This window comes from Corynebacterium kozikiae, assembly GCF_024580965.1.
GTDB classification, from domain to species: domain Bacteria; phylum Actinomycetota; class Actinomycetes; order Mycobacteriales; family Mycobacteriaceae; genus Corynebacterium; species Corynebacterium kozikiae.
Map to the genome: position 1 here is coordinate 1 of NZ_JANIKJ010000023.1, position 23,825 is coordinate 23,825.

At 57.4% G+C, this 23,825-nt stretch carries 19 protein-coding genes and 1 pseudogene; 5 read left to right on the forward strand and 15 right to left on the reverse strand.

What is annotated here, in order from left to right:
- Nucleotides 1–125: 125 nt before the first annotated feature.
- Nucleotides 126–3,056: pseudogene (locus NQ018_RS10185) on the reverse strand (restriction endonuclease); the annotation flags it as partial.
- Nucleotides 3,057–3,344: 288 nt separating this feature from the next.
- Here NQ018_RS10185 and NQ018_RS10190 point away from each other — a divergent pair.
- Both NQ018_RS10190 and NQ018_RS10195 read left to right on the forward strand, forming a co-directional pair.
- Nucleotides 3,345–4,613, forward strand: a complete 1,269-nt coding sequence (locus NQ018_RS10190) for an ATP-binding protein (protein ID WP_257060791.1) — start codon at nt 3,345–3,347, stop codon at nt 4,611–4,613.
- 4 nt (nt 4,614–4,617) lie between these two features.
- Nucleotides 4,618–4,857 carry a hypothetical protein gene (locus NQ018_RS10195; protein ID WP_257060793.1) on the forward strand — a complete coding sequence of 80 codons (240 nt, stop codon included), beginning with the start codon at nt 4,618–4,620 and terminating at the stop codon, nt 4,855–4,857.
- 117 nt (nt 4,858–4,974) lie between these two features.
- Here the strand turns inward: NQ018_RS10195 and NQ018_RS10200 are convergent, their stop codons facing one another.
- From NQ018_RS10200 to NQ018_RS10220, 5 genes are all read right to left on the reverse strand, one after another.
- Nucleotides 4,975–8,076 (reverse strand): hypothetical protein, encoded by a 3,102-nt coding sequence (locus NQ018_RS10200; protein WP_257060794.1) that lies wholly within the window; start codon nt 8,074–8,076, stop codon nt 4,975–4,977.
- Entirely contained in the window at nt 8,073–9,524 is a 1,452-nt protein-coding gene (locus NQ018_RS10205) for a glycosyltransferase family 2 protein (protein WP_257060795.1), read from the reverse strand. Before NQ018_RS10205 ends, NQ018_RS10200 begins: the two co-directional genes overlap by 4 nt.
- Entirely contained in the window at nt 9,521–10,126 is a 606-nt protein-coding gene (locus NQ018_RS10210) for a hypothetical protein (RefSeq protein ID WP_257060796.1), read from the reverse strand. Before NQ018_RS10210 ends, NQ018_RS10205 begins: the two co-directional genes overlap by 4 nt.
- 13 nt (nt 10,127–10,139) lie before the next feature.
- Entirely contained in the window at nt 10,140–10,601 is a 462-nt protein-coding gene (locus NQ018_RS10215) for a hypothetical protein (protein ID WP_257060797.1), read from the reverse strand.
- Between the two features lie 920 nt (nt 10,602–11,521).
- Complete coding sequence (locus NQ018_RS10220) at nt 11,522–11,998, reverse strand: DUF3817 domain-containing protein (protein ID WP_257060798.1); 477 nt, start codon at nt 11,996–11,998, stop codon at nt 11,522–11,524.
- A gap of 195 nt (nt 11,999–12,193) precedes the next feature.
- Here NQ018_RS10220 and NQ018_RS11655 point away from each other — a divergent pair, with 195 nt between their 5' ends.
- A complete protein-coding gene (locus NQ018_RS11655; RefSeq protein WP_373566938.1) occupies nt 12,194–12,349 on the forward strand; it encodes a hypothetical protein in 156 nt (51 codons plus the stop codon).
- 38 nt (nt 12,350–12,387) lie between these two features.
- On the opposite strand, the gene NQ018_RS10230 is transcribed toward NQ018_RS11655, so the two are convergent.
- Nucleotides 12,388–12,783, reverse strand: coding sequence for a winged helix-turn-helix transcriptional regulator (locus tag NQ018_RS10230; protein ID WP_257060799.1), 396 nt, complete (start codon nt 12,781–12,783; stop codon nt 12,388–12,390).
- Between the two features lie 116 nt (nt 12,784–12,899).
- Here NQ018_RS10230 and NQ018_RS10235 point away from each other — a divergent pair, with 116 nt between their 5' ends.
- Both NQ018_RS10235 and NQ018_RS10240 read left to right on the forward strand, forming a co-directional pair.
- Entirely contained in the window at nt 12,900–13,508 is a 609-nt protein-coding gene (locus tag NQ018_RS10235) for an NAD(P)-dependent oxidoreductase (RefSeq protein WP_257060800.1), read from the forward strand.
- Between the two features lie 55 nt (nt 13,509–13,563).
- Nucleotides 13,564–14,148, forward strand: coding sequence for a PepSY domain-containing protein (locus NQ018_RS10240; RefSeq protein ID WP_257060802.1), 585 nt, complete (start codon nt 13,564–13,566; stop codon nt 14,146–14,148).
- Here NQ018_RS10240 and NQ018_RS10245 read toward each other — a convergent pair.
- From NQ018_RS10245 to NQ018_RS10280, 8 genes are all read right to left on the reverse strand, one after another.
- Nucleotides 14,145–15,851, reverse strand: coding sequence for an alkaline phosphatase D family protein (locus NQ018_RS10245; RefSeq protein WP_257060803.1), 1,707 nt, complete (start codon nt 15,849–15,851; stop codon nt 14,145–14,147). The genes NQ018_RS10240 and NQ018_RS10245 overlap by 4 nt on opposite strands.
- A gap of 95 nt (nt 15,852–15,946) precedes the next feature.
- Nucleotides 15,947–17,467 (reverse strand): MFS transporter, encoded by a 1,521-nt coding sequence (locus NQ018_RS10250; RefSeq protein ID WP_257060804.1) that lies wholly within the window; start codon nt 17,465–17,467, stop codon nt 15,947–15,949.
- 246 nt (nt 17,468–17,713) lie between these two features.
- Complete coding sequence (locus tag NQ018_RS10255) at nt 17,714–18,361, reverse strand: LysE family transporter (protein WP_257060805.1); 648 nt, start codon at nt 18,359–18,361, stop codon at nt 17,714–17,716.
- A 37-nt stretch (nt 18,362–18,398) separates the two neighbouring features.
- Nucleotides 18,399–19,019, reverse strand: a complete 621-nt coding sequence (locus NQ018_RS10260; protein ID WP_257060807.1) for a cation efflux transmembrane domain-containing protein — start codon at nt 19,017–19,019, stop codon at nt 18,399–18,401.
- A 170-nt stretch (nt 19,020–19,189) separates the two neighbouring features.
- The gene (locus NQ018_RS10265; RefSeq protein WP_257060809.1) at nt 19,190–21,073 is read right to left on the reverse strand and encodes a DUF5979 domain-containing protein; all 1,884 of its coding nucleotides are present in this window, start codon (nt 21,071–21,073) and stop codon (nt 19,190–19,192) included.
- Nucleotides 21,074–21,238: 165 nt separating this feature from the next.
- Complete coding sequence (locus NQ018_RS10270) at nt 21,239–22,012, reverse strand: histidine phosphatase family protein (RefSeq protein ID WP_257060810.1); 774 nt, start codon at nt 22,010–22,012, stop codon at nt 21,239–21,241.
- 77 nt (nt 22,013–22,089) lie between these two features.
- Entirely contained in the window at nt 22,090–23,226 is a 1,137-nt protein-coding gene (locus NQ018_RS10275) for a DUF1648 domain-containing protein (RefSeq protein WP_257060811.1), read from the reverse strand.
- The gene (locus NQ018_RS10280) at nt 23,223–23,636 is read right to left on the reverse strand and encodes a GntR family transcriptional regulator (RefSeq protein ID WP_257060812.1); all 414 of its coding nucleotides are present in this window, start codon (nt 23,634–23,636) and stop codon (nt 23,223–23,225) included. The genes NQ018_RS10275 and NQ018_RS10280 overlap by 4 nt, the downstream gene beginning before the upstream one ends.
- Between the last annotated feature and the right edge of the window lie 189 nt (nt 23,637–23,825).

Genomic DNA, 23,825 nt, shown 5'->3' on the forward strand with positions numbered 1-23,825 from the left:
GAAGCCAGCGACTAGTTCCACTGTCCTTTCGGATGGCGGGAACGGACATAAACATAGCCCGCCCAATCGGGTGGACAGGCTATGTATCTTCGGTGCCCTGGGGTGGAACTGCTAACAACGTAATGGGGGGTGCCATTTCTCTGAGACTCTTCGGCCTTCAACGCATTGAAGGTGGTTTCAATGTTGACCACGGAAACGTAGTAGGCCAGCAGGGTGATTTCGGTTGCAAAGAGCTCCTGGGCGTACTTCCGCGCTAGGTCTGCCGGCTCGATCAGCCCCGATTGGAGCAGGCGAACCGTAAAAGTGGAGGTGCCTGCAAACGGGTCGAGGATGCACACGCCTTCGGCGCTAAGCCCCTTGCCAAAGTGCTTGATGGAGACGTCGTTGGTGGCGCGCAATATGAAGTCCACAACTTCAATCGGGGTGTACACAATGCCCAGGGCCTCAGATTGCTTCTTGAATGCCTTGCGGAAAAAGCGCTCGTAGAGTTCCTTAATTACCTGCTGCTTGCCGGAGGCGCTGGTCACCTCAGAGGCGCGCACACGCACCGAGGCGTAGAACTTCTCCAAGGATTCGGTTTCCGCCTCCAAGTTCTTGTCTGCAAGCGCATCCACCATGCGCTGCATCACCTGCGCCACCGGATTGTGCTGGGCAAAGTCGTACTCTGTGAACAACGCGGAGAACACCGGCGCGGTGATCAGGTGCTGGGAGAGCATGTTGATGGCTTCGTCCTCAGTGATCGAGTCATTGAGGTTTGCTCGGAGCCCGGCCACAAATGCCTCAAATTCATCGCGGATCTTCGGGTCCGCGCCAGCAATCAGGGCCCTGATGCGGGTGATCTGGGCTTCCGCGATCTTGGCAACGTCGTCAGCCCAATCCTCCCAGTACGTGCGTGTGCCCACCTTGTCCACGATCTTCACATACATTGCCTCCTGCCACTTCTCCAGGGAGAACAGGGCGATCTGCTGGGCAACCTCGTGTGTACTGTCAAAGGGTTCGGTCTTGGCGGTGTCAGCATCGTTGAGCTTTACCTGCGGGTTCTGAACGTGATCAACCTCAACCCCAAGTTCCTGAGCGGCGCCCTCGTTCAAAGCGATGGAGTTCACTTTCGCGTTGAAACGATCGTCGTGGGCGCGCAGCGCGTTGAGGATCTGCCACACCACTTTGAAACGGGTGTTGTCATTCAACGCCTGGGAAGGGGAGACGTTCGGTGGTACCGCCACAGGCAAGATGATGTAACCGTAGTCCTTGCCCTCAGACTTGCGCATGACCCTGCCTACGGACTGGACCACGTCCACCATGGAATTGCGGGGGCTAAAGAATACAACTGCATCCAGGGCGGGGACGTCCACACCCTCTGACAAACAACGCGCATTCGTGAGGATTCGTGTTTCCTGCTCACCCACGGGCGATTCAATCCACGAAAGCTTTGTGTTGCGCTCCATGGCATTCATTGCGCCATCGACGTGTTGGATGGCCACCTTGAGATCCACGTTGTGCAGCGATACGTCGTTGAGAACGGCCTTTTCCTTCAACTGCTGCTGGTACGTCTCAATGAGCAGTGGGTAGGACTCTGCGATTTGCTTGGACGTTTTGATGTCTTTAGCAAAGGCCACCGTGCGCTGCATGGCTTGGGCAGACTCTTCAAACCCGCCCCTGGCGTTCTGGAGCGCGCCGGAGCGCTTGGCCAAACCATTCCACGCGCCGATCATTGCTGAGGCCAACGTGAGGTTCATCCCCTCAGAATCAAAGGCGCCCAGGGCCTCGGCAGCTACGGACTCATCCACCGTCATCACCAGCACCTTGTAGTCTGTGAGCAGCCCACGATCCACAGCTTCACCGAAGCCCAGGCGGTGGAACTCGGGGCCGTAAATGGCCTCGTCATCCATGGAGGCGATCTCCGCGGAGTGCTGCTGGGCTTTGTCCTTCACGTTGTCGTCGAACAGGCGCGGGGTGGCGGTCATATACAGGCGCCTGGTGGCCTTGATGTAGTCCGCGTCATGGATCTTGGTGAAATTGGAGGCCTCCTCACCGGCTAGGGTTACGCCCGTGGTGCGGTGGGCTTCATCGCAGATAACTAGGTCAAATTCATCCAGGCCGTGTGACTGCGCATCGTGGACAGCGGGCAGCGACTGATACGTGGAGAACACCACAGTGAGCCCCTTGGCGCGCTTGCTGAAGCTCATGCGTTCGGCGATGGCGGCGCCGTCGGTAGATACAGGAACGTCCAGGTCATAGGACGCAATGTCCTCCGCCTTCTTGGACACCTTAGAGTCCGAGCACACCGCGTAGAGCCGCAGGTCAAGGCGCGACTGCGCGGCCCATTCTTTCAGCGACTGAGAGAGGAGCGAAATCGACGGCACCAGGAACAACACTCGAGCCTTCCCACCGTTGTTCGCAGCTACTTTTTCCGCCAAGCGCAATGCCGTGAACGTCTTGCCCGTGCCGCAGGCCATAACCAGCTTGCCGCGGTCATGGGTGTCAAACCCCTTGAGTACATTCTCAATTGCAGCCTGCTGATGCGGGCGCGGCTCAAAGGTTTCCTTTTGGGAGAGGTTGATTTGGATTTCCGAACCCGGGAATGCCACATCCCAGTTGATCGGGGACTCGGCAATGGAGGCCAGCCCAATGCGGCCGGTGGGGATCAACTGGTTTTCCAGGGCCAACTCAGCGTTGCTGGACCATTTGTCAGTGGTAGAGACGATCAGTCGATCCTTGAAGTACTGCTTGCCGTTTTCCGTTTCAAAGGCGCGGCCCGAGGCTTCAAAGAAGGAATCTAGGTGAGACTTCTGGATGGTGGTGGACTCTTTGTAAAACTTGCATTGGATGGCGGTCCAGGAGTCGTCTTCAATCCGGTGGGCAACCAGGTCGATGCCGGTATCCGCCTTTCCGCCGTTGTAGCGCCAGTCTACCCAGCGATACACCTCATCAAACTGGGCTTTTGAGGTCGGGTCAGTACGGAAGTAATTGACCATCAGCTCTTCAAAAGCCAAGCCGTACTTGCTCTGCGGCTGATTTTCACGAAGCTGATCGAGGACCTCAGAAAACTTAGACATGACGCCTATTCTTCTACAACTCGGCGGAAAGCGAATAAGAACGGGTGCACCATGGCTGGGAAAGTGGCGGGCAAGTAGGCGAGGGTTGGCTGAAAGGGGTGGCATGGTGAGGCGAAAGGGATTGGAAGCGTCGCAAAAGTGGGCGTGCATGTGGCGCTTAGGGGTTACGGAAAGTAATGCGCAACCACACATTTTGAGCCTGGCAAATCCGCGCGTTGGGTCTGGCAAATCCGCGCGTTGGGTCTGGCAAATCCGCGCGTTACCTTCTTGACGTGCTAGAATTCACCCATGACGCGCATTGAGGGAGAACTGCCAAGATTTGCAGTTGAAGTTGCGAAAGATGTGCTCCGATATTCTCCGATGCTTGTGGTGCAGGGCGCTCGTCAAGTTGGCAAATCAACGCTAATGCGTCAAGCTCTCAGTCCTGAACATACTGAGTTTGTGACACTCGATGAACCTACTATGAGGGATTATGCCTCGACTGACCCTCGTGGATTTGTTGAGCAAGCGCCAGGCAAAACGCTTGCTATTGATGAAGCCCAGCGAGTTCCTGAATTGGCGCTCGCACTCAAGGCAAGTATCGATGAAAATCGAGCACCCGGACGTTTTGCGATTACCGGATCAGCGGACTTGCTTAAAGTCAAAGGTGTATCAGATTCATTGGCTGGCCGCGCTGAGAGTTTGATTGTTTATCCCTTGAGTCAAGGGGAAATCGACCGGCGTGAAACCCCCGAAAACTGGATTGAATGGATCTTGGGAGGCTGTGAAGGAGACCTTCTCCCGGGAAATGGAGTGGACGTTCGCCATCGCGTCATTCAAGGTGGATATCCTGAACCGCTAAAACGTCCAACTGCACAAGCCAAGCGATGGTTCCGCAACTATGTTGAACGCCTTGCTACCCACGATGCTAAAGAGCTTGTAAACAGGAGTTCCTTTCCCCTCCATTTGGAAAACCTGCTCAAAATTTTCGCCTCAGATGGGCAGCAAGAGCTAGTAGTGGCTAAAAAGGCGCGCCAAATTCATATCTCTGAAGCAGCTTTTCGCGACTATCAAGAACTGGCAAGGATGATGTATCTTTCCGCGGAACTGCCGTCGTGGGGTGTGGGACTTTCGGGGCGTGTGGTTCGCCGACCGAAAGTATCTCTCATCGATTCTGGGCTTGCGTCCGCGCTTAGTGGGTTAGATGTGAAGAATTCGATGCAGTCCGGCGGCTTTGAACTGTTTGGTGCTACCCTCGAGGCGTTTGTTGTGAGTGAGCTTCGAAAGCAACTTTCGTGGATGCAAGACCCACCCCAGTTGTTCCATTACCGCGAACGTGAAGCAGAAATCGACGTTGTTATTGAAGTTCCCGATGGTCGCCTGATCCTTATTGAAATAAAAAGTGCGATGGATGTTCATCCACGAGCATGGAAACATTTAGATGAAATGTCAGCCAAGCTGGGGGACCGTGTTGCCGCAAAAGTAGTGCTCAATATGGGAAACAGGGTACTTAAGCTTAAACGGCCGCATGGCAAAGGATTTGTGGTGCCAATCCGCTCTCTGTGGGACCATCCGTGAGGAGATGGACAATGATGATCTCTGGCACCTAGTTTGGGCAGAATTGAGCTCCAAATCAATAACAGCAATGAGCTCATTTTCCGCCCTACCGCGGCGCATGGAATTCGAGCAAGAGCAGCAAGAGCAGCAAGAGCAAGGCATGAGTCTTATTTTGCAACGCCTCGACGGCGAAAGGTCCTCCCATTTCACACACTTTTTCCAAGCCTTAAATTTGGCACTCACTCAAAAATTCAGCAACTCGTGAACGAAGTCATTCAGTGGTTCAGTCGCATGTGCAAGGTAAATCTGAAAAGCCACTAGGCACACCTGTGGTCTCTGGACGGCATGGAAGAGTGGTGTCGCTGTAAGAGCAATTCGCCAACTACTCCTGCCTGCCAAAGCAGCCCTGCAGCTCGTAGTAGGACTGCTTCAGGCGCGATTCGGTTTCAAAATGCTCCCAGTTTTCCCAGGTGTAGCGCTTCATTGGGGGAATAATCTGCGTGCCTTCAGGTTGCGCGGGCAGGGTCTGCTGCACGCCGTCACCGTTGTTGAAGGTGAACGCAAGGCCGATGTCTTCCACCATGCGACCCTGGTCAATGGTCTGATTTGCAATGAAGTCCGTCATGATCTCTTTTCGGCTCGGGTCGCGGAAATTTAGCAAAAGCCATGGGATTCGCACTTCCAGGGTGCGGCCGTCGGGGGACCAGGCGTAATCGGCGAGCGAGTTGAAATCCGGGGCTTGTGGGTTCCCGTTTCCCTCAATAAGTGCGCCGGCTTCATAGTCCTCAAATGGAGTGGTCTCCCCGGTTTCCAGGTTGTCCATGGCCCGGTTGAGCACGTAGAGAATCGGCACAAAGTTGCCGGAATCCTTCTGTTCCAAGTAGGGGTTGGGGGTGGTGAACTCTGCCATACGCCCGTAGAGGTAACTGTGAATGTCGTAGTAAGCGTCCACGAGCAAGTGAGAGTTGCCGCGCTGCAGATTCAGCAGGAAGTCAGCCGGGTCGCTGGTGGCCACCTGGCTTGAGTTGATCACAGAGTTGCCCTGATCTGGCGCGGTGTCCAGTAACACCTCCGGGTGGCCTTGGGCACCTTCAGCAAGCTCCATCTTTAGGTATAGATAGCCGGCATCGTGCTCCACGAACACCCGGCGCAGCGGGTCAGAATCGTTCGCGGCCTCGTAGAATGCGGGCGCGGCCCACTCGCTGCCATCACCATCCACCAGAATTTTGTCTGGGTCAAAACCCAACATTCCAAAGCGCTGCTCGCTGGTTTGGACGTTGGGCCAAAATGGGCGGCGGTCGGGGTTATCAAAGTCCATGGTGTTCCATGTGCGCTTGAACCACTCGTCCTGCCAAGTGAACACTAGCCCTCCCATGTAGTTCGCATGCATGATGTCCTCATACATGCGGCACACATAGCGCCCTTGGTCTTGTTCGGACACCATGCCCTGGTGCATCCCATTCGGCCCGGAGTGGGTGCGGCCGCGGGAACTCGGGATACCGAACTCCGCAACCAACACTGGCATATCATGCACGGAACGTAGTTCTTGCAGGTAGGCGTAGTAGGGGTTGGTTTCGCCGCGCCAATCTTGCACGTTCAAGTACTTTTGATCGCGCTGCAAGAAGTCCGGGTAATAAGGGTAGACGTGATACGAGGCAAACTGCCCCACCTGGTTCATGATGTCCTTGGTGTGGATATGGTTTGGGTTGACTTCCGCGATGTCCTCCTGATTGGAGCCGTCGGAAGGGTGGTGCAGGATGTCAGTGGTTACCCAGTTGGTGAAGCTCATCGGACGGGTCTGTTTGTACCGTTCCACCTCGTATTTGGTGGTGTATTCCATCTGGGAGGCTAGCCAGTGCTCAAAGGGGCTTGCGTCTGCTGTCTCGTAGAACTGCCCGGAGAATTGGCCGATGTCCTGGTGCTTCGCGTTGGTGCCCAGCACCATGAACGGATTCCATTCAGTGCCGATTACCCAGCCAATTACGTAGTCAGACACATCCGTCACATATACACCGGAACTGTGCCCCGGAACGGGGTCCACCACGGCGTTTCCGTGCAGTGCATCCACAACGTGCTGGATCTCGGTTTGGAATCCGTGCACGGCTTGCTCGTGGAAGGCGTCGGCGTCATCGGTGATCCAATCCTCGTTGATCCACACGCCGTGCAGCACATAAATCGGCGTGTCATGGGTGGCGTTGTATTGAGCGAGCGCCCGGTAAAACTCCGGCGGGTGCAGGGTATAGACGCGGATGGTGTTCGCATTCATCTGTCCAATTTGCTCGAACCACTGGCGGTATTCCTGCAGCGTGATGGCCGCCTCGCCGGGGAAGTAGCCCGGCTTCGCCATTCCGATATTGACTCCCTTGATGGTCAGCGGCTGGAAGGTGCCGTCGATAAGCACTTCGATGCGATCCTTCTCCCCGCTGATCCTGGACGGATAGTTGATCCCCTCCGTCGGCGCGTGGGCGGTGCGTGCATAGAGGGCGCCCTCACCGCTGCGGAACCGCTCATAGGTTGCCAGCGATTGTTCGATGAGCGGGAAGAAGGAATTCCAATAGAAGGAGCTGGAGCTATACCGGCCCAGCGTTGCGTACCACGAACTGATGCCCCACACGCTGTAGATTTCCGGGATTGCTTCAGCCGCAGAGAAGCGCCCTGCCAGGTAAAAGCGGTACGAGGGCCCACTGCGGCTCAACGTGACTGCCGGCAGGGTCTCCGGGATGCCATGCTCACGGAACAGGGCCCGGCCTTCCTCTGAAAGCTCGGCGGAAAAATCATAGATTGCCTCGGTGCCTGCATTGGGCTCAACGACGTCGAACCAGCCCCCATAGGACGTAGGAAGGTCCTCATACCCTAGCGACTCGCCAAACGCGGTGGCCTTGAGCGCCAAAGCATTTCCGACGTCACCCTGGTTGAGCTCAACCACAATCGTCTTTTCCTCGTTGTTGTTGTGCAGCACCAATCCGGGGCCGGAGTAGTCCCACTGTCCTTCCACGCTGTTGTAGACCCTTTGGGGTATCACCGGATTGTTTTGCAGGGCGAGGTCTTGGACGTATAGCCCCGCCCAGTTGGTGGAGTTCACCCCCAGGTCCTCTGAGATTACCTGCGCCAAGTCGCCGTCCTCCGCGTTGTGGATCAGGCCGTACTCCGCGAACAGGACGCTTGGGCGGTTCTGGTCAATGTTCATCTTGACCTGGTTCCACTGCTGCAGCGTGGTGTGCTTACCGTCCTCGTTCGCTGCGTACACAGCGTCAAAGCCCTTCGCCTCGTCTATGGAATAGGTGACATCCTGCAAGGCAGTGACGGTGGGATTAGCCCTAGCATTTTTGAAAAAGTACTCTACGCCCGAAGCCTGACTGTTGCTGTCTTGGCTGTTGTTGAACACGAGCACCTGGTCAAGCTGTGCTGGTTTCACTGCCCACACGAACACGGGAAGCACGATCACCAGCACGGCAACCGCGATGAGAGAGAAAAACTTTTTCATGATGAAACTTCCTGCGGCTGATTGTGAAACCCACGTCTATCCATTGCGCCCCACTCCCGATTTTGGGTGAAAAAGCGGTAGAAGCCCTCCAGCCGGAACCACAGCATGAGCGGCTTGTACCAAAACGTTTCGGTGAAGGAAAGGCCAAGTACATAGGTGATTTCCAAGGGACGGGGGTACCTGCCCTGCATCCAAGCATTGATAGTGATGGAGAGAACATTCATCAGCCCGTTGAATCTGAGGAAAAGAACCACGAGGAACAGGGAGTATTCCAGGAAGATTTGGCCTGCAAAGAAACTCGCAATGATGAAGATGATGCCCAGCAGTTCGATCACGGGTATGAGTGCCTCACCGAGGATGAAGTAGGGGAATGAGAGCAGCCCCAAGGAGCGGTACCGCGGATTAAATGCCACCGTTTTATGTGTCCACAGGCTTTCCAACAAGCCCTGGTGCCAGCGTCTGCGCTGTTTTCTGAGCACTTCCAGTGTTTCGGGGGCCTCGGTAAAGCAGATGGCGTCTGGTACTTGCACAATGCGCTTCTTGGACTGTTGTTCCAGCAGAGTTCTTTGGAGGCGCACCACAATTTCCATGTCTTCCCCAATGACATTGGGGGTGAGCCCACCTTCTCTGAGCAGCAGTTCGCGTTCAAACACAGTGAACGCCCCGGAGCTAATGAGCATGAGATTATGTTGGCTCAGTGCAACACGGCCAATGAGGAACGCGCGGAAGTACTCCAGCGTTTGCATAGCCACAATTGGGTTATCAGAGAACTCAATGTGCTTTTCAGCAATGCCGTGTGCCACATTGTTTCCGTTGATGAGTTCCACCGAGCCACCGCTGGCAGCAACGTTGCCTTTTTCCACGAGGAATGGCCGCATCACCTTTTTCAGAGCGTTCTTCTCCAGCAGGGAATCGCCGTCCACGGTGCACACGTAGTTGTAGCTCGCAAGATTAATCCCGCAGTTGAGGGCATCTGCCTTGCCGCCGTTGTGTTTGCTCACCAGGTGCAGATTGGGAAACTGCGATGATCTATAGACGGCTTGCACGTCGGCGGTTCGGATGTGTTTCGCCTGGTCGGTGTGGGTACTTTCAGTTTGGAGGGCTGCAGGGTGCATGGAGAAGGCATCAATGATGAGCTCGGCTGTTTTATCCGTAGAGCCGTCATTGACCACGATAATCTCAAAATTGGGGTAATTGAGGTTCAGGAGTGAAGAAACGCTCTGTAGGATCCCGGAGGCTTCATTGAAGGCTGGCACCACAATGGTGACGCCAAATGATTCATAGTTGGAAAGGCTTAAGGAGTCGATCGACTCATTGAGCCGATTCTGCCTCCGGGAGTTGTAGAGGGCACTGCCCAGCATCACGGTATAGAGCAACGCCGTGCCAATTAAGTAAGCCGCCAGAAAATAGCCGAGCCAAGCAAGTGCTGTGAGAAGGGCATATGTCATTTGCTCAGACCTTCCTGTTTGGTGCCTGTTGTGGGGGCCGCTGTCGGCATTTTCAGGGTTGGGGAGAAGTGGTGGGGACTCCCGTGCGATGACCGTGCTGAGGGCAGCTGCTTGGGCTGCTTGGGCTGCTTGGGCATTGCAGGAAGAGATGCGGCGCCCTCCATCGCCAAGTGCTTAAGGGAGGCTTGAAATTGTGATGCCGGTTGGACTTTCTTGATTTCCTCGGTGAGTGCCGTCATACCGAGCTCGTGAATCACAGCCAGTGCATATTGCTTCCGGGTCCAAGACCGGGATTTGAGTTCGTTTTCCAGATAGTTGGTGAAAACGGCATCTGCCAATTCCTGAATTCGGCGTGAAACTGCTGCGTCCTGGATAGTGTGCGTGATTTCCAGGAAGCTTTGAATGGTCCACCTGTATTCCTTTGAAGAGGTGGGGAGATTGTGGAGGGGTTTTCTTTGAAAAATTGCCTCTTGCCAATGAGGGAAATGGGAGTGTACGTAATTTGCTTGCCTACGTTTTCGCCGTACATGGAAATAGCTATTCAGGAGTAAATACATGCACACAGCAAGCAAAATTGCCAGGAGAAACATCGTGGCGCTCACAACCACAAACGTATTAAGCACCGTCAACCTCCGCTCGGGAAACCGCTCCGGGCCTGGGTAGGTTCTCTGTGAACTCGAGGAGGCTCGGAACATCGATGGGATAGGTGAAGAAGGCAGCGTTTGCCAATGATGGGTAGGCCTGTGGTGACTTATCGGTGAAAATGGCCAGCGCCGGGCCGTGCCAGTTGTGGGGATCGTCTGTTGTTTGAAACCGCCAGCTAGCTGCCTCGCTGAGACTCACCGTGCTCTCATCGATGAAGATGCAAGAGGCTATGTTTGATACGTCTTTTGGCATGTGAGTAAGGGAAGGGAAAGAAGGGATGGAGGAGGTGGCGAGCATGCTTTCGAGGGTGAGCTTGAGAAGATCGTTGCGTGAAACCAATACGCAGTGGAGTTCTGTCACGTGGGAGGCTGGATCATGGGCGGCTACTGAGTGATCAACGGAGCCTTGTTGTGCTGAGTTTGGTGAGTTCATGTTCCTTGAGAAAAGCTAAATTTCCGGAATGAATTGCATTAGTTTGCCACCTTTTAGTCTTTTTACATTTAGGCTTAAGTTATCGGCCTGGAGAGTTTCAAAGAGGGCAAACGGGTGCTCAGAATAGTACCGCGAAAAGGAGATTTGTCCAGAGTCTTCGCGCGTAAATATGAGGTGGAACGCATTCTCGAAATTCGTTCAAAAGCGTGGTTGTGGCATAAATTGGCACGCTTTCAGGGCCGTAGAAATTCGTTATGATCTTCAGCACAAGCGATTTTCAGCTTGATCGCCTTAATGGAAAACTACAGGCGGGGTGCGTATTTGACCTTGAGTTCGGTTGCCGCTGTGTCAAAGGTGAACTCAGCAGATATGCCACCCGTGCGCGGTGAGCAGCGGGCAGTGCGCAGCGGGTAGTGGGCGGTGGGGTGGCGAGGCATCAGTCTTGGTGGTGCCGCACGGCGGTTAGGGTCTCCAGTCTTTCCCAAAGCGGCGCTCTACGTTCATTTCCGAGTTCGCGCTTTCCTTGCGAAATGTGTGTGGTGATCGCTCCTAAAGCGCATGCGGTGAAAAGTATGCCGGAGGTGGTGGTGGCAATGCTGCCATCAAAGCGCATGCCTACCTGGAGCATCGTGAACAAAACGCTCAGCAGCATTTACTTGCGTGCCGCTGGCTGGAGAAGCGCAGTTGTAAGAGCAATCGTGAAGAAGGCTGCGCCAATGCTCATGGAGAACGCGTCGGCAGGTGCAGGGTTTGTCAGAATCACCAGTTGGAGTAGGAGCGTTGCTATCGCGCAGCTCGCTTGCGGAATCACGCTGTGTTTCAGTATTCGCCAATCGTAATTATGAGTAAACCCGCCAATCCACAAGGATGTGAGGCTGTGGATTGGCGGGGAGGGGGAGTGAGTGACGTCGGGGGTGCCCTTAGCTCTTGGGGATCGGCGGCCCCGCGAGCAGCAGCACAATAAACAGCGCCGTGACAAATGCAAGGAGTAGCACGGCCGCGAGAACCGGCTTTGCGAGCACCCAAGCCTGCACCTTTTCGATGAAGCCGTTGGGGGTTTCGCTACCTGGGCCAGGGGCGAGGCGCCATCCGCCTGTGAGCAGGCCGCGGCGGTCCAGGTACAGCTCGAAGGGCACGGTGGCGAATGGAATCACGGAAAGCAGCAGGCCGGCGATACCTACCGGCGCCTTCCACTTCTGGTTGACCCAAGTGAACACCGTGACCACGCAGTAGCTCAGGAACACGAATCCGTGGATGCCGCCGGCGATGGGCACGATGTTGGTCACGCCGGTGCCGCGGAGAATGAGGGCGATGATGAGCAGTGCCCAAGTGACCATTTCAGCGGTAGCAAAAATCCGAAACAACGCCCTTGGTGTGGGCTGAGAATCTGTGCGCACGGTTCCTCAATTGGGGTCGGGGAGTAATGAGTACCCATGACGATACCGATCGGGTCCGCAAAAAGCCCGCCGCCCAAAAAGGTTGAGGTGGGATAGCGGGCGCGTGGTGGGGTGTTGGCCTGGGGAAACGTTTGGTGGCGCTTGCGGGTGCGGCTAGCGCGGCTGGCAGAACTTCTCGGAGTATCCCGCCAAACCGTGATCTCAATTGAAAAAGGTCGCTTTGACCCGTCGTTTCCCTTGGCGTTCACCATCGCGGGCAATTTTTGGAAAGCTCATCGAAGCAATCTTTCAGCCAGACTAACCATGGGCTGTGCTTTGCGCGTGCCCGTTGCCCGCACACCCTCCAACTAACTCCCCGCACTCCCAGCCACTCCACCGCTACTCGCCGGCTACACCTGCAATGTGAGGTCCTGGGCGGCGTCGTAACGCTGCCTGTTCGCTTCAACTTCGCCGACGTGCGTTTCTGCCCACTCGCGCAGCGCCTCGATGGGGGCCACGATGCTGTGGCCAAGGCTTGTGAGCTGGTAATCCACGCGTGGTGGGATGGTCGCGGTGGCGGTGCGGGTAATGAGGCCGTCGCGTTCCATGGAGCGCAGCGTCTCTGTAAGTACTTTGGGGGAAATTCCTTGTACCCTGCTGCGGATTTCTTTGAAGCGCACGGGGTGGCCGGGGGCGAGGACGGTGACGATCATTGGGGTCCAACGGTCCGTGAGATGGCGCAACACGGTGCGGGAAGGGCAATCTTTGTTCAGGATATCCGCAGCTAGATCGGCATTTGTAGTCATGGTGGGAAACTTTCTTCAAAAAACTTCTAATAGTTACGTTGAGGTAATCGGTTACTAAAACATACCATTGCAAGCGTAGCAAGTTCTTCAATCTCAAACACTCAAGGAGTGCTCACATGAACATTGCAATTATCGGCGCAGCAGGTCTGGTAGGCGCTCCCGTGGTGGAAGAAGCCCGTAACCGTGGCCACCAAGTGAGCCAGTACACTCGCTCCGGCACCGGCAACTCGCAGGCGCTTGACCTGGCTGATACTCAGGCAGTGGTGGAGGTCATCAACAATGCCGACGTCACCCTCATCTCCGTAGCCAGCCGGGACAACTACCAGGCAGCTATCGACGCCCACACGGCACTCATCGCAGCCCAGCCCACGGGCCGCTTTGTGGTGGTCGGCGGCGCAGGTGCGCTCAACGCTGGTGAGCAGCGCCTCTTCGAAACTCCGGAGTTCCCCGCCGAATACCTCCCAGAAGCCAAGGCATTTGGCCAGGTGTTCGACGCCTACGTCAACTCCCACGGCCTGCAGTGGACCATGATCGCCCCCTCCCCAGTGATCGCCCCTGGCGTGCGAACCGGCGAATACGTAGAAGCCCAGGACACCCCAGCAGGAACCTTCGTGTCCGCCCAGGATTTCGCCGTGGCAATCGTCGATGAGATGGAAGCGCCAAAGCACGCAGGCCGCCGCTTCACGGTTGCATCTGCCGACGAGCCCGCCGCCCAAGGCGCATAAGGTATCCAAGGCCTGCTGCTGCAGGCTCGGAACTCATGCAGCTACAGTGGGGCGCATGCATTTTTCCAATCGTCGAAAATTTGTGTTCGCCACCGCTGTAGCAGGGCTGGGGATTGCGCTCACTGCGTGTTCCTCCAACGATTCCCAGTCCCAGCCCCAGGTCACCGCAACGGAAACTGTCACCGTTGCTTCTGAGGTGGCGCAAGCCCCGACCAGCTCCTCCATTGCAGCCGCGCCCGCTACCGGAACCGGAACCGGAATCCAGGGCGAGGTTGCCTCGGGCCTGCGGGCCATTGAAGCCGCACTCGCCGCCCACCCAGGCTCAACCGCATATGAGCTGGACTGGGATGACAACCAGTGGGACGTCCACCTGCGCACCGCGGAAAACACGGGCCTTGACGTGAAAGTCAGCGCCGATGGGGCAGTAGTGGCCTCCGAGGCTGAGGACCTGGATTCCGATGACGCCAACAAGCTTGCCCAAGCAACCATCACGCTGGCGCAAGCAATCGAGACTTCTGGTGTGCAATCCATCGACGACGTTGAATTGGAAGAAGAAAACGGCCTCGTGATTTGGAAGGTTGATCCGGACAACAATCAGAACGAGGTTCGGGTGAACGTGGCAACCGGCGCAGTAGTCTAGCCAAGTTCCACACCCCGCACACCATGGCGCACACCCGCCGTCATGCCCTCCACCGGCACGTCTTTGGGGTCATAAAGATTCAGCGAGTAGCGCCACTTCGCGCGCACCTCTTGCGTATCCACCTCGATGGCCAGGTAGCCGTGGCGTTCAAAGTCGATCGCGCGGTGCCACGGGTTGATCCGCTGCAAATGCGCCGCCACCTCATTCAATAACGCGCGGGTGGCGGGGCGCAGCACCTCGTTGCGGTTGATGGTTTCAAACAGGCCAGGGGCAGTGAGCGAAGGCGCCACAAACTCCACCGCCGCCGCTCCACCTGCTGCACCCGCAGCGCTGCGCGCGTCGGAAATGCTCGTGGGGATGTTGTTTGCCCAGGATGAGTGGATGTCGCCGGCGAGAAACACCACGTTGAGCTGTGGTGATCCTGCTATCAGATCCACAATTTGTTGACGTTCGTGGGCAAAGCCATCCCATTGATCGGTGTTGAGGGGGATGCCCTGTTCCGGGAGGCCGAGTTGGTCCACGAGCCATTGGTGGACCTCGGGATCCAAGGAAAAAGGCAAGGTCATCGGAGCAAACATGATTTGTGTGCCTACAACCTGCCACCGGGCGGAGGAAGCCCCCAGAGCACTACGAAACCATGCGAATTGTTCCTGGCCCATCGCGCTGCGCTGCGGTGATGCTGCTTGGGTGACAAAGTTAGGGTCATTGCGATGCGCAGCGTCGGCCGAGTAATGCAGCAGGCTTTGATCGCGGAAGCTACGTAAATCTGGCAGCAGCAGGTGCATCAAGTTGCCATAATGCAGCTCTCGGTGCGGCGCGGGGGCGCTCATGCCCGCAGCTTCACGGACCGGCATCCACTCCAAATACGCTTGCGTGGCTGCGGCTTTTAGCTGCGCAAAATCCACCCCGGGGAAGGAATCCTGCCGCTCAAAGCCCTCGCGCCAGGTGTTGTCCTGAATCTCGTGATCATCCCACATAGCGATGAGTGGCTTCGCGGCGAGCATTAATTGCAGGTCCGGGTCCAGGTGGTAGGCGCCTTGTCTGATGCGATAGTCGGCAAGGCTCAGCGTGCGGTGCGGTGGCTGCACAGTTCGCGCCCGCGGGGTGTGCGGGGAATCGTATTTGCCAGACTCGTTTTCATAGGTGAAGTCCCCCAAATGCAGCACAAACTCCAGTTCATCGCGGGTGGCAATGTCCCGGTAGCCACTGAAAAACCCGGTTTCAAAATTAGAACAGCTCGCCACCGCAAACTGGCAGTTCACTGCAGTCTCACCCGGCGAGGGAAGCGTGCGCGTGCATCCAACAGGCGAGTATTGCCCAACCTCGGAATCCAACCGAAAGCGATACCACAGCCGCGTACTCGCCGGAAGCCCTCCTGCCAGCACTTTTACCGTGTGATCCCGGGAGACGTCGGTACGCGTAGCCCCCTGCGCAAGCACCCCGTGAAACTCCGGGTCTGCCGAAACCTGCCAGCTCAGCTCCACTGGCCTGCCCACGCCGCTGCCAGGAGTCGCGCCGGGCTCGGGTGTGATGCGCGTCCACAAAATGACACTGTGGGCGTCTGGGTCCCCGGAGGCGACACCATGCGCAAACGCCTCACTAGCTGCACGCGCCGGTGGGGGAGCGGTTGCGCCAACGACGCTGCCAAGGGCCGCACCCTGGAGGAATCTACGGCGGCTCACGGTTCGAAAAGGGAAGCTCATGGCCCCGAGGCTAGGGGCGCAACATGAAAGGCAGATGAAATCAAGCAGTTTCATTCATGAGAGAAGCTAGCGTAGTGGGGTTAGGCGCTGTGGGGTTAGGCGCTGTGGACACCCACACCAATCGGCTGCCCTGGTTCTGGCTGACCCTCCAGCTTGGTGCGCTGGAGAGTGGTAGTTTCTCGCCGGCGGTCCGCGATGGTGATGGCCAAGCCGATGGTAAGGGTTGTCAAGATCGCCCCGAAGGCCGCCGTGGCACCCACGTTCCAGTGGAACCCACCCTCCACCAGGGCAAACATGATGCTCGGGATGGTGGCCGTGCCGATCGCCGTGCCCATGCGCTGCCCCAGGGAAAGCACACCGCCGGCAGTCCCAGAGATCTCGGGGGAGACCGACGCCAACGTAAGCGTTTGGTTCGGTGAGATCACCATGCCGCTACCGATGCCCAGGCCAAACAGAGTTGCCGCCAGTACCCACACGCTGATTTGGCCGTTTTCCACCGGGGTGATTGCGAGCATGGTTGCTGCGATGGACACGATGGAAATGGCGAAGCCCCAGATCACAATGCTGCGGCCCATCCCCAGCACATGCCGGCCCGCCCACGGTGCAGCGAACGCGGAAATGAGGGATGAGGGGATGGTCAGTGCCGCCGCGCCGAGCGCACTCATGCCTAGGTGGGTTTGGGCGTAGATCGGGACGATGAGCCACACGCTGGTGTTTCCCAGGAAGTACAGGGTGACAATCAAAATGCCGTTGCGGAAGGCAGGATCGCGGACCATGTCAATGTCCAGCATCGGTGGGCGCTTGCGAGCCTTGTATCGCTTCTCCCAGTGCACGAAGAACCACAGCAAGGCGAGGCCGCCCAAGAGTACAGCCCAAATCCACGGGTTACTGCCACGCTGCACGAAAGGGAACAGGATGGCAAGTGTTGCCACCGCCATGGTGGTCATGCCGATAGGGTCCAGATCCAGTTGCTTCCTGGTGTTCTTGGTGGTGGGCTGGTCTGCTGGGATCCAGCGCAGGGAGAAGAACATTGTTGCCAGGCCAATTGGGACGTTGATAAGGAACATCAGACGCCACCCGAGTGCCTCACCGAACAATTGGATGAGGAACCCACCCATCATCGGGCCGAACACGGTGGCCACCGCAACGGTAGTACCGAACATTCCATAGGCGCGAGCGCGGGCCTGACCCTGGAAGTTCTGCTGGATAATGCCGGTGGTCTGCGGGTTAAACAAGCCGGCGCCGAAGCCCTGCAGCACGCGCGCAGCAATGAGTACCGCAATGCTCGGAGCCAGTGCGCTCAGCAGTGATCCCAACGTAAAAAGACCCACGCCGATGATGAACATGCGGCGCCTGCCGGTGGCGTCGCCAATCCTGCCCGCGGCCACCAGCGGCACACCGAAGGCCAGAGCGTAGCCTGACACGATCCATTGGGCTTGGCTATTCGACGCCACCAAGGATGCTGCAATCGGAGTCAGTGCCACATTCACCACTGAGATTGCCATCAACGCCATGAATAGCGGCGCGAGCAGTGCCGTCATCAGCTTCCGCGGAGAAATGGCGCCCTGTTTGGTGTCTTGAGTTGCGGAGTGTTGGTTGCCTGAACGGTTGTTCATGAGGGGCCGCCTTTCTTGCAAAACCATCTTGGGGGAAAAACTTCACAGCACCCCGAAAGGCGCTGTGAGGTTTGGGCGATGGCGCGCGAGCGGCCTCATGCTTCGGTTGCTGCTCAGGCAATCGAAGGAGAAGCGAAGCTGTGCTCCTTTGCGGGGAGTATCGCTTGGCGTCTGCACCCTTGACACGTACCATACCCCAAATTCTGGTGATGTATCAACAATAATTCTGAAAGTGGAACCCAGTGATCACGAGGGCAGGAGCAATAGCGCCGCCACCGCAACAAACAGCAGGCCAAAGGTTACGTTGAGCGTCTTTTGGCCACGCGGATTCGCCGCAAGCCTTTTAAACGACCTCGCCAGTAACGCAAATCCGCCCCACATCACCAGGACATCACCCACCACCAGCGTCACCGCAAAAATCAAGTACTGCGGAAGCTGCGGCGCGTGAGGTGAGATAAACAATGGCATGAAGGCCAGCAAAAACACAATGGCCTTCGGGTTGCTCATGTTCACCCAGAACCCGCGCCGCACCATCGCGGCGGGTGAGCTCCCAAAAGCATGCGCCGCGCCCCCTGCTGCCTCTTCCGGTGCGGCGCTGGGGGCGTCGGAAACCCTGGAAAACATCATCCGCAGCCCCAGAAACACCAGATATCCTGCGCCGATGTATCGGATCGCCGTGAACAGTTGCGGGTTGCTGGCCACAATTGCGCCGAGGCCCGCCGCAGTGATCGCGATTTGCAGGAGCAGTGCGAGTTGCTGGCCGAGGATCGTCCAAATGCTGCGCCGCCACCCCACCAGCAGGGAAGTGGTCATGGTGTTGACGGCACCCGCGCCGGGCGTGAGGCTCACGACGAGGCACGCGGCGGTCAGCGAAAGCCAGGTGGATAAAGGCATGCAGGGATCCTCGCTTGAAAGTTTTCGGGAAAGGAGGCTAGTCGCAGTCGAAGTCCCCGGCTTCGGCACGAGCTGCGAGGGTTTCGCTGTGTGCCGTCTCATAGACCTCCTTGGCGGCGGTGGCATTGAGGAGCAGGATGAGAGCACCCAAAATGATGTCTGGCCAACCAGAATGAGTCCAGGCTGTCAGACCCGCCATTGCGATGATGGCAATGTTTGCAAACACATCGTTGCGCGCTGCCAGAAACGCGGCCTTGGTGAGTGCCCCGGAGCCTTCGCGGAAGCGAGCCAAGATCAGGGCACAGATGAAGTTCACTACAATGGCGCCACCAGCGGTGATGAGGAGCGTGAACCAATCCGGGGCATCTGGGTTGGGAAACTTTGCGATGATTTGGGTCACCGCCGCAATCGCCGGCAACAAAATGATTCCAGCGGCCACCTTGCCTGCGCGTGCCCGCCACAGCGCCGACCACCCCAAGGCCAGCGCAATGAGCATATTCACCGCAAAATCCTCAAAGAAGTCCACCGAGTCCGCGAGCAAACTCACCGAACCAATAGAAAGCGCCACCACACCCTCAACAAAGAAGTACGTAAGGTTAAGTAGCGCAACAATGATGACGGTTCGGCGCAGCAATGCGCGATGAGCTGGACTATTCACGCATTTGAACATACGCCGAGGCGAGAGGCGGGTACAAGGTGGCATGGGGTGTACTGGTTGCCTTGCATGTCCGGGCAAGTCATAGGCTTTTTGCTTGCCATTGGCGAAAAAGAACAGCACACCTGCCGTAATGGCAGGTGTGCTGTAAGAACTTTAATTGGCGTTGGCGCCTAATTGGTGGTGCGTCCGCGTGCGACCAGCACCAAGCCACCCAGTAGGGCGGATAGCGCCAGGGCACCCAAGACGCCTACACTCACGCCGGTGTTCGCCAGCACGCGCTTGGTTTGTGCGGGCTGTGCTGGCTTTGTGGCCTGTGCGGCTTCAGTGGTAGGGGAGGAAGGCACAGCTGGTTGTGTGGGTTGCGCCGGAACCGTTGGAGTTGTTGGAACAACCGGGACTACAGGAACAACAGGGATCGCTGGCGTCGGTGGCGTCGGTGGAACCGTACTGGATGCCGTGGAAGTGGATGGCTCAGTGCTGGATGCCTCAGTGCTGGATTCGGTGGTGCTGGACTCGGTAGAGCTGGAGGTTACGACCACTGGTGGCACGGAGCTCGATTCCGTAGTGGAGGTCACCGGCGTTGTGGATTCAGAAGGTGTGGATTCAGAAGTGGTGCTCACCGCAGTAGTCTCCGAAGGTGTTTCAGGGGTCGTCTCCACTGAAGTCTCCGGGGTAGTGGTCTCACTCGTGGTTTCCGGAGAGTAGGTATTGGTGAACTCAGCTAGATTCTTCGTGCCAATCACTACCTGTGCCTGCTGAGGGGAAACGGTGAGTTTGTAGCCCGAAGCTGCGGCTTGGGTTTCATCCTCAATGACGGTGCACTTGGTGCCCACGGTGAAGGTGATTGGACTGTACACAACGGTGCCATCGCCTGGTGCTTCCAGCGTTCCCGAGCGCTCGCCGCAGGTGTAATCAAAGGTGAACGTCCTTGCTTTCAGCTCTGCGAGCTGTGCCTCGGTGAGATTCTCCCCGCTCACGGTCTTCTTCACAGCAACACGGCTTGCAGCATCTGCAGTTCCAGATGCCTGGGCAACGCGAGCAACGGCGTTCTTGGAAAAACTTTCGCTTCCCGCCACCGTGAATTGGTTATTAAATTGCTCATTGTTTGCCGGGATGAAGTTCTCTGGCAACTGGGTGCGGTAGAGGATTTCGTACTTGTACTCCTTATTCCAGCCGCTCGCAGGTTTGGGGAAAGTGGCGGTGAGGGTCTTCCCATCGTCTGAAACGGTGGGGTCAGTGGCGTACTGGCGAACCCCTTCGCCAAGGGCATTGGTGCCGTCAGCGTTTCGGGTCACCATATAGAGGTTGAGCTTGTCAGCAACGAAGGTATGGTTGCCCTCCACGGTGTCAACAATTTTGAGGTCCTCAATCTTGTTGTCCACAAGCAATGGCCCGGGGATGGTGATGGACCATTGAACGAATCCGGGGTTCGTACGCAAATCCACGCTCCCGGACTTGCTCACCACACGGCCCAAGCCCTGAGTGCGTGGACAGATTACACAGGTGCCGGAATTGGTTGCGGGATCAAAGGTGCCCGTCTTGAGCTCTCCGTTCAAGGTAACGGGGAAGGAGTTTTCGGTGTACTCTTCCTTTGCTACCAGCCCGACCTGAATGGCGCCGCCAATCGCCTCAGCGCCAGCGATCACGGAATTGCTGAAGGTACACACAATTTCGTCTTGGGTGACCTGGCAGGTTGCCACTTCGGCGGCGCCTCGCTTGAGAGGAAAGGACCCAATGTTGGAGGCGAAATCCAGTGGTGCCTTAGGCTCGAATGCGATCCTCATGACGTCGCCGGCTTTCACCGTTTCGCCTGCTTTGACTGCCCAGTCTGCGGTGAACGTCAGGGAGTCATTCACCGTTGCTGGCCAGGAACCAGTTTTGGTCACCTTCACGTTGGAAAGTTCAAATTTGTTGGTTTCCTGCGCAGCAGCGGAATGGCTGCCAACGCTCAGCAGTGTGAAACCCAACGCAAGCACTGCAAGCAGTGCCGCGAGTGGGAAAAATCGATTGCGCAACTGCGCCTGAGACCAGGTGTGCGAGTTCAAACTGTTCACTAAAGCCCTTCAAAACTTTTAGTTTCCCGCGAAAATGGGGCTCTGGACACAGATTCACTTCGCAGAAAAATTGTTGATCAAAAGCACCTTAGCTACTTAAGCCGGAGTTAAGAAATCGCCAAAGGTTTTCACCAAAGGGTGGCGTCGGCACCGCCCTTTGACGCGCTAACCTAGCGCCAAGAATTCATCCAGTGGCAGGCTTGCGATTACCTGGGGTTCGCCGGTGCCGTCGGGGGAAAATACCAAGGTCCAGCCTGCATCGGGGTAGTAGCCCCAAGCCTTGTCAAACTTGCCCTGGTGGGTAAAGAGCACGGTGTTGGTGCCAGCCGGTGGAGCGGTGACGGTTCGATTGCGCAGCCCCTGCAACGACTCCTCAAGCTCATTCGGGTCCTGGAAATTCAGGGATCCGGTGAGATCGCGATTCACAGTGACCTCCTGGCCGATCACTCCCATCGCCTCAGAGGCGTGCTGGTACACAAAGTAATATTCGCTGGATAGCGCCTCATTCACTGGGATTCCCAGCGCCTCATATTGCTGCCCGAGCGCGCGCATACGCTCTACGCTTTGTTCGGAAATGCGCTGGCCGTCGTCAATAAAACCTTCCGGCGCGGGATCAGGGTTGCCCGGCCGAGTGGCTCCGGTGTAGCGGTGCACAATCACCAGCCCGCCCTGCTGCAGCCGCTCAGCGAGATCCGCCGGCGTGTCTGGGGTGGGGTTGGCTAGGGTGGTTGCGGTTGCCTGAGTCAACCCGGCGCCTGTGGCAGCGCTTGCCGACGTCCCCGCGCCCGCACTCGCCGAGGTGGTAGGGGAGCTTCCAGCGGCAGGTGCCGGAGAGGGGGCGGAGGAGGGAGAGGGTGAGTTGCAAGCAGCAAGGATAAGGCCAACGCCAAGACTGCCAAGGCTCAGGGCGGCAGTTTTCAGAGATTTGTGAGTTCGCATTGTTGATACCTCGCTCCTTGATCAGTTTTGTGGACGTGTCATCAATGCTAAGTGTGGGAAGTTCCTCATGCACCCATTTATGCTAGGAGGGCAACAATCAGGATTCCGACGGGCAAGAAAAATAGGACGCCCATTGCAAGCTGGGCCTGCCACCTTGCGTAGTTGAAGTCAATGCCCACACCCACGCGTTTTTCCACCACCACCGCCGGGTCATCCGGGTTGTAGTAGAACATTCCCCACTTGTAGTGGGAGTCGTTGTCCGGTGACTCCGCCGTGCCATCGGTGATCCCTGCTTGCGCGATGGCCGCGTCGATACGCTTGACCCAGGCGATGCTCAGCCCCGAGATGCCCACGGTGAGTACCAGTACCGTGCCCACGATCGCTGCCAAGGGTGCCGCTTTGTTGCTGTTGAGTTCAGGGTGGTACAGGAGAAACTCAAGGCCGGAGAACATTGCATTGATGATGAGGGCAACGAGGCCCACCGTGAACGCGCTGAGGCGCATCGCCGCGTGGTTGCGCAGCATTGTTGCTGGCCCGCGGCTGGTCCGTGGGTGGATTTCGCTGTGGAGCATCGCCAAGGTGATCGTGGCCATGAGTGCCGTGGTGCCCAGGCCTACGAAGCTCAGGGCAAACACGGAGGCCACTGACTTTGCCGCCCATGCATCCGGCTCACCGCTCGGGCCCCAGTGGGTAGGGATGGTGTTAGGGAGCTGGGGATAGAGCTGCCACAACGCCACCGCGCCGGGGATGAGCGCGAGCAGTGCTACCACAAACACCGCCCAGGATGCCCGCCCGCTGGGCGCCCACACTCCGAGCTCGATCGGGTCGGTTACTTTGCGGGCGCGCATGAGCTCGCCTTTGAGCTCCACTGGGACGCCGGCGAACCAGTCCTGCTCGCGCTTGGCTGCGCGAATCGGCTGGCCAGACCACGCAAAGTTGGCCACACACAGCACAAAGCTCAAGGGTACAAGCAATCCGACGCCCGCAGGTATCCACAGTCCCAGGGCCACTCCGGCGGCGCCGGACAGCAGGGCGAGGGCGATGCTGCGCACCTTGAATGCTTTGAGTGCCTTGGTGACAACCCGGTCATTGAGACGGCTTTTCGGTACGCGCACGCCAAGCGGGGCGACGTCAGCGGTGACGCTCGATCCCCACAGGACGGCGATCGGAATGATGGCGAGGGTGAGGCCAATTGTGATGGCGAAAAACGTCATGATAGGTCACCTTTCTGCTGGTTGGAGGAATGCGGTGAGGTTTCGTTGATGAGGGTGTCTATGAGGGTGCGCAAAGCGTCGGGTGGCATGCCTTGCGCAAGGCCGAGGCGAACCTTTGCGCCGAGGGACTGGGCGAGTTCCTGTTGGGCTTGATCGGAGATTCCATCTGCGGGGATTCCCGTGATGGTGGTGCCTGAGCGTTGGCTGGTGGTGACGAGACCATTTCTCTGCAGCAGGTCATAGGCCTTCTTGACGGTCGCGGGGTTGATGCCAAAACGTGCGGCCACCTTGCGTACCGAGTCCAACTGCTGACCGGGCTGGAGTTCCCCGGACAGGATGCGGGAAACGATGGCGTCATGGAGCTGTTCGAACAGGGGTTGGGGGGAATTGGGGTCCAGGGAGATATACACGTGACCTCCTGAGGTGATGGGTTCGTTCCAGGACCGTGCCTGTATTGGTAATGCTAATGCAGATGTGTATTAGTGGCAATAGTACAGATTTCAGGTGGTGCAGACATTGAAGAGGTGCGCGACAACTGAAACCCCGAACCCTGGTCCTAGTCACCCCCAAACCCCGAACCCCGAGCCCTGGCTCTCGCC